Source organism: Streptomyces sp. NPDC000410, assembly GCF_040300305.1.
Classification (GTDB): Bacteria; Actinomycetota; Actinomycetes; order Streptomycetales; family Streptomycetaceae; genus Streptomyces.
The window spans coordinates 21,654-27,826 of record NZ_JBEPDM010000068.1 but is presented as its reverse complement, the minus strand read 5'-3'; the positions used below and the strand labels follow the sequence as shown (position 1 = coordinate 27,826).

Genomic DNA, 6,173 nt, shown 5'->3' with positions numbered 1-6,173 from the left:
AACCTCACGAGCCAGACCATCCAACGAGTCAACCGACTCCACCAACGCCCGACCCGACGGACCCGTCATCGACAACGCGAACGACGACACCCCCGCCCCACCATCAAACGACGACGCCCACCCCCGCAACGCCGCCCCGAACTCCTCCATCCCCGGCGTATCCGCCGTCGGCCACACATCCCCCGAAAACCCCCCACACAACCAATAAACAGCCTCAGGACACTCCGACCCATCCACCGTCCAACACCCCTCATCAGCGCTGACGAGAAGAACCGGACACAGGCTGTGTCGCGCTCGCTGCTGCCGGATCGAGCAGCGGCCCGGTGGGCAGGTACTCCAGCGTCAGTGCCGGCACCAGGACCGGAACAGCAGCGCTCTTGCCGTTCCTGACTCCCAGTTTCGCGGCGACGTCGAGTGCGGGGAGCGGGTACTTGATGCCGGCGTCGGTGATCAGATACAGCGCGCCGCCGCGACCGCCAGGCACCGACGTGGCCGATGCCAGCAGGCCGGTGCCGGCCCGGACCGAGATCTGGTCCGCGGTCCGGTTGGAGCCCGGCTGCGCCGCCGCGATGCCGCGGGCGGTGACGTCGGCGGCCCGTACGAGTACCACCTGCTCGGAGGGCGACGCGGTGGCTCCCATCTCTTTCCTGCTGCAGGGCACCAGCGTCTCACCGTCCCCGTGCCGCAGCAGTGGCGGTGGCGACGCCGGAATATCGCTGTACGAGGCCTCAAGGACGGGCAGCGCTGCGGCGCCGGTCGCACTCAGCGGGATCAGAGCGACCGGCTGCCCCGCGTACGCGCTCTGGATCGCGGGCGAGGCGAGGAGCAGATCGGCGATCGTCTTCGGTACGCGGTGCAGTCCGTCCTTGTACAGGACGAGGTGAGTGGCGTCCGCTCCCGGAGCGGCTACGGAGAAAACCTGGCCGATCCGTGTCGGGTGTCCGTCCAGGGCGGGACCGGGTGAGCCGACGCCCGCGATCGTCGGGGCCCGCAATGCGCTCCCGGCCTGGAGGGCGTTGACCCAGCGGTCGGCCACCGGGAGCGGCCGTGCGCCGCCGTAGCCCAGGGCGATGAGTGACGAGGCGTCCGGCACGGGGTGACTCCTGCCTCGCCACAGGAGATACGTCGCGCCGCCGGGGGTCGCCACGAGGACGGCGTGGGTGTCACCCGGTGAAGCGGCAGCGGGGATGTCGGAGTTGACCGTCACCGACACAGTCGACTGGGGGCTCCCCGATGCGTTGACGACCGACGTCGCGCACACGAGCCACGTACTGCTCGACAATGTTCTGTCACCCGGCAGCGCGTCCGGAGCGCCGGGGATGCCCACCGGCAGCCCGTGCGGAACTCCTTTCAGGGAGTTGGCGGAAACGGACACCACCTTCGAGCCGACCCCCAACAGGTGTGCCGATGTCACGTTCAGGACCGGGCGTAGCATGCCGTCGGTGTAGATGTAGCGGGCGGTGCTCTCCTTCTCGGCGATGAGCACGCCGGGCGATTGCCAGGTCTTGGCGCCGCCGGGCTTGAAGATGCCGATGACGCCGAAGGCGACCACGACCAGGATGCCCAGCACGATTCCTGTGGCGGCCGAGGCCCGGAACCGGCGCAGTGGTGTCTCCAGGGCGTCAGGTTCCCCGGCGAGCATGGCCGCGTTCATTCGGCTCACTACGGTGAGATGTGCCTGGAGCTGGTCACGGCGCGTCTGCATGAGGGGTCTCTCCTGAGGGACGGCGAGTGGCGGAGCGGATTCGGGTCAGCCGCTGAGGGACCTTGCGAGGCCGTACAGGTGGAGTTCGGCGAACACGAACATCGGCATGGCGCAGCCGAGCATGCTCTCCAGCAGGTCTCCGCCACGTCCCCAGTACGGCACCAGGCGGCGGCCGGGCAGCCAACGGGCCCCCGCGAGGAGAGATCCCGCGAGCAGGGCGAGCGGGCCGGCCACCCACAGGATCCGGTCGCCGGTCGAGAGGCGTTCAGCGAGCTCCACCGCCAGCAGCACCATGCCGTACCCCCCGGGCAACAGCGCTGCCGACCGTGCTCCGGTGCCGATGAGATTCCGAGCGCGCAGAAGCAGGAGCGCGGACACGGTGAACATCAGCGTCGGCGGCTCCCAGAACCGGCCTGTGCTCAGCAGAGTGAGCGCAGCGGCACTTGTCACTCCGAGGCCTGCCTGCAGCGCGGTCAAATAGTGGTCCGCGAGCGCGGCGCGCTCCAGCAGACTCGCGCTGGGGATGGGGTCGATCTCCTCCTGGAGTTCCTCCGGGGTTCGGGGCAGGATCGGCAACTGGATCCTGGCGAGCCGCGAGGCGGTCATCGGCAGCGGAAGCGCCAGCAGCAGAGCGGCTCCCGCCACCAGACCACCCACCGAACTGGCGGGAAGATCGGTGGTGGCGGTGACCGTACCGCCGACGGCGAGCGCCAGGGTGGGGAGCAGGGCACCGGCGAACAACGGTGTCGCGACGCCGGCGCCGACGAGTGACAGCACGGTGACGGCGAAGGCCGCACCGCCCGCGGCCATCACGTGAGGGGCGCTGAGGAGCGGTCCGCCGGGTACGGCCAGCAAGCCGTACACGGCGGCGGCGGGTAGGGACAGGACGCCCAGCAGGGTTGCCGCAGTGGCGTCGTCGAGGGCTCGGGAGGCAGCTGTGGCGGCCAGGACCAGGCCGGCGGTCAGCAGCCCCGCGGCCCATGCGCGGGAACCGCCTTCGCCTGGCAGCAGCAGGACCCACAAGGTCGCCAGGACCGCCCCTGACATGGCCGCGAGAGCGGCCCGTCGGGTCTGCTCCGGGGCCCACCGGCCGGGCCTCACGGCCACGCCGGTCGAGACCCCGTCGACGACGTCGTCGAATTCGAGTACCGGGAGTTCCGTGTCCCTCGGGCGCAGATAGAGGGTTTCGCCGTCCTTGAGACCGAGGGTGTGCGCGGTCCGCTGCTCGTCCAGCGCCTTGCCGCCGAGGCGCTGCAGGACCCAGCCGCCGTGCTCCAGGCCGATCTCCACGAGGTCGGCGTCGTCCTCCTTTCCCTGACGTACGAGGACCGGGAGCATGTCCGCCACCGGGATGTCCGTCGGTATGGAGACCTCGATCCAGCCCGTAGGCGTCACCACAGTGATGCGGCAGGTCTCACTGCTCGGTGTCGGGGGCATGGGACTCCATTCCAAGCAGGGGTGTCGAGGGCAGGGGCGTCGAACCGGGTACGCCGGAAAGGCACGCGAGGTGAAGGCCACCCGGTGCTCGGTGCCCCGGACTACGCGCGCGCGGGCGCCTCGGTTCAGCTCGGAGTTGTCCGGTGGTGCCGTGTGTTGGGCCCCGGTGAACGCTTCGCCCGGTGCCGACGTACCCCGCGTGTGGCCGTCAGCCGCCGCCGCGTTGTTCCCTGCCCCAGAAAGGCACCGATCCATGGGTACGCAGACCAGTGCCGCTCCGGCTCCGGAGCCCTCCCTGAGCAGTCCACCGGTACCGGTGCCCGTGCCACCCGAACCTCCCGCGCCCTCGGTGCTGGTTGCAAGGCGGCGGGCGTCGAGGGGCACGCTCCTCGGGGCGCGGCCGGCCCAGTGGGTGCTGTGGGCAGCAGTAGGGCTTCCCGTATGGGCGGTGCTGGACCAATCCCTGCCGGGAGCCTCCGTGATTGCCTCCGTGGCGGCCGGGCTCGTGTTGCTGAGTCTGATCCGGTGGCGATCCCGGTGGGCACACCAGTGGCTGCGATCAGTCGTCACGTTCCGGCGGTACGGGACGAAGCCCGCGTCGCCGGCCGGTTCCGGTGAGGATGCCCCTGAGGACCCATTGGCGGCACTCCGGCATTGCCTGGTGGCGGAGTTGGAGGTCACGTCGGCTGGGTCGGCCTCGTCCAGGATCGGCGTGCTGGCCGACGGATCGGCCTGGGCCGCGCTGATCGAGTTCGAAGAGGCGGGCGCGGGCCTGGAAGGCATCCCGTGCGACGTGGTCGCCACGCTCCTCGACGAGGATGGCATTCGGCTGTCCTCGGTCCAGCTGCTGATCCAGTCCTGTCCGGCTGTCCCTCCGGCGGGGCGGACGCCGACAGTTCCCGAGAGTTCGTACGCCGCCTTGACCGGCTCCGGGGCGGTGCGAACCCGACGGTGCTGGCTGGTGCTCCGCCTCGATCCGGGCCTGCGACAGGAGGGCGCCGAGCCCTGGGGCACTCAGTCCCTTCACCGCGCCCTGCGGATGAAGACCCGTCGCGCGGTCGCGCTGCTTGGCGCACAGGGCATCCGTGCGTCCACGCTTCAGGAGCAGGAGGCCACCGCCGTACTGCTGGAAGCCGCTGGGCCCGAGTGTGGATCCCAGGCACGTCAGAACTGGCGGAACTGGCGTACGGGGGAAGCCGTCTCCACTGGTTTCTGGATGAAGGCATGGCCCCGGGACTGGCAGCGCCTGCACGACGCATTTGCGCGCCTCCCGGTCGCCGCGACGACGATCTCCCTGACGCTGGCGGACGGGGGGCAGGGCACCCTTGAGGCCCTCTGCCTGCTTCGCGTGGACGTTGCGGCGACCAGTCACGCCGGTGACCAACGACGGGCCGTGGCCGAAGGCGCCCGGGAGGCAGGAGCCGTCGTCGTCGTCCTGGACGGCTGCCACCGGCAGGCTGTCGTGGCCACGCTTCCCTTCGGCCGCGGCACGCTGTCCGAGGGCGCCTGGCCCTCCCGCCACGAGGTCGCGGCGGCGGGCGGTATCAGGGTTCCCCTGCCCGCGGAGAGGGACGGCCTGTTGCTGGGCCACGACAGCAACGGCAAGCGAGTCGCGCTGGGATTGTTCCGCCCCGAGCCGGGCAGGGTCGCCGTCGTCGGCTCACTCGTGGTCCCGCACCTGCTGGCGGTGCGTGCGTTGGGGGCAGGCGCCCGCGTCCACGTGGTGACTCCCCGAGGCGAGGCCTGGACGGAACTGGAGGCGGCCGCGGTCGGTCATGAGGGCGCGCTGACGGTGACTCCGCCGGCCGGGGAGGCCGTCGCCCTTGGCTCCTGTGCCAGTCCGGTACTGGTCATCGCCGACGCGGCTGCCTTGGCCGTCGGCCTGCGCGAGCCCACCGGGCGCTGGCAGGCACATATCACCGTCCACCCCGATGTCGGCAGCGAGAACGCCGCCCAGATCGCCGGAACGGACACCGTGATCGTGCACCGCCCCACGGAGGGTGTGGCCGGGCGCCTGGCGGAGGCGCTCCGCCTCGGAGAGGAGCAGTCCGCGTGGCTGACGAAGATGCCGCAGGACGTGGTCGCCGTCGTCAGGCAAGGCAATGTCGCATTCGTCAATGTGAGAGTCACCACAATTGAATCCGAGATTCTCGATCTGACGGACTGGCGTCAACACATGGGTGCATTGCCCATTCGAACCCTACCCCTCCCGGTCACGTAGTTCCGGCTGAATTGCCGAATCCGAGAGAGAGCGGTCACATGAGTCTGTTCAGTGTTCCCCGGGTAGTCGTTTCCGTGACGGTCATGATGGCCACCGCGTCCGCAGCCGTCGCAGCGACTCCGCAGACCGAAGATGCTCCGTCAAGACCCGACGCGTATACCGGTGATACCGACGTTCACAAGATGCGTGGGGTGATACGTACCGACCGCGTCACACTCCGCCGTTCCATCGAGGCGGCTGCCGAGAGGGTCGAGCTGGAAGCCCGGCGCGACAACGCGCAGCGGGCGGCGGCCGCCGAGGCCGTGGCCCTGAAGAAGAGGGCGGACGCAGAGGCAAGGGCCCTCGCCGAGCGGAAGGCGGCTGCCGAGGCCTCCAAGAAGAGGCGCCAAGAGGCCTTGGCGCAGAAGCGCACGTCGGACCGGGCCTCGGAGGCGCTGCGGGTGGCCCTCGAGCAGCGGGGCAAGCCGTATGTGTGGGGGGCGGCCGGCCCTTCCTCCTTCGACTGCTCGGGGCTCATGCAGTACGCCTATGGCCGTGCGGGGCTGAGTCTTCCCCGGACCACTTGGGATCAGATCAAAGCCGGCCGGCGTGTACCGGTTTCCGCCGCCCGGCCGGGCGACCTCGTCTTCTATCGGAGCGCTGCGCACGTGGGGATGTACATGAGCGGCGGCAAGGTGGTCCACGCGCCCCGGCCGGGCCGCGACGTGACGGTGCAGTCCCTCCACGCGATGCCGGTCTATGCGGTGGTCCGCCCGGCCTGAGCGAGTGTGACGTCGCCGATTCCGAACCCTCGAAGTGGATCGACCGTAT

General features: G+C 70.2%; 4 protein-coding genes. 2 read left to right on the top strand and 2 right to left on the bottom strand.

Features of this window, described 5'->3' with window-relative positions; all coding sequences use genetic code 11:
* Positions 1-253: 253 nt before the first annotated feature.
* Both eccB and eccD read right to left on the bottom strand, forming a co-directional pair.
* Positions 254-1,705, bottom strand: a complete 1,452-nt coding sequence (gene eccB / locus ABT342_RS34940) for a type VII secretion protein EccB (protein ID WP_351582660.1) — start codon at positions 1,703-1,705, stop codon at positions 254-256.
* 45 nt (positions 1,706-1,750) lie between these two features.
* Positions 1,751-3,142 (bottom strand): type VII secretion integral membrane protein EccD, encoded by a 1,392-nt coding sequence (gene eccD, locus ABT342_RS34935; RefSeq protein WP_351582658.1) that lies wholly within the window; start codon positions 3,140-3,142, stop codon positions 1,751-1,753.
* Between eccD and eccE the strand changes: the two genes are divergently transcribed.
* Together eccE and ABT342_RS34925 are read left to right on the top strand one after the other, a co-directional pair.
* The gene (gene eccE / locus ABT342_RS34930; RefSeq protein WP_351582656.1) at positions 3,042-5,363 is read left to right on the top strand and encodes a type VII secretion protein EccE; all 2,322 of its coding nucleotides are present in this window, start codon (positions 3,042-3,044) and stop codon (positions 5,361-5,363) included. The two genes, eccD and eccE, sit on opposite strands and share 101 nt — an antisense overlap.
* A 38-nt stretch (positions 5,364-5,401) precedes the next feature.
* The gene (locus ABT342_RS34925; RefSeq protein ID WP_351582654.1) at positions 5,402-6,124 is read left to right on the top strand and encodes a C40 family peptidase; all 723 of its coding nucleotides are present in this window, start codon (positions 5,402-5,404) and stop codon (positions 6,122-6,124) included.
* The last annotated feature ends 49 nt before the right edge of the window (positions 6,125-6,173 follow it).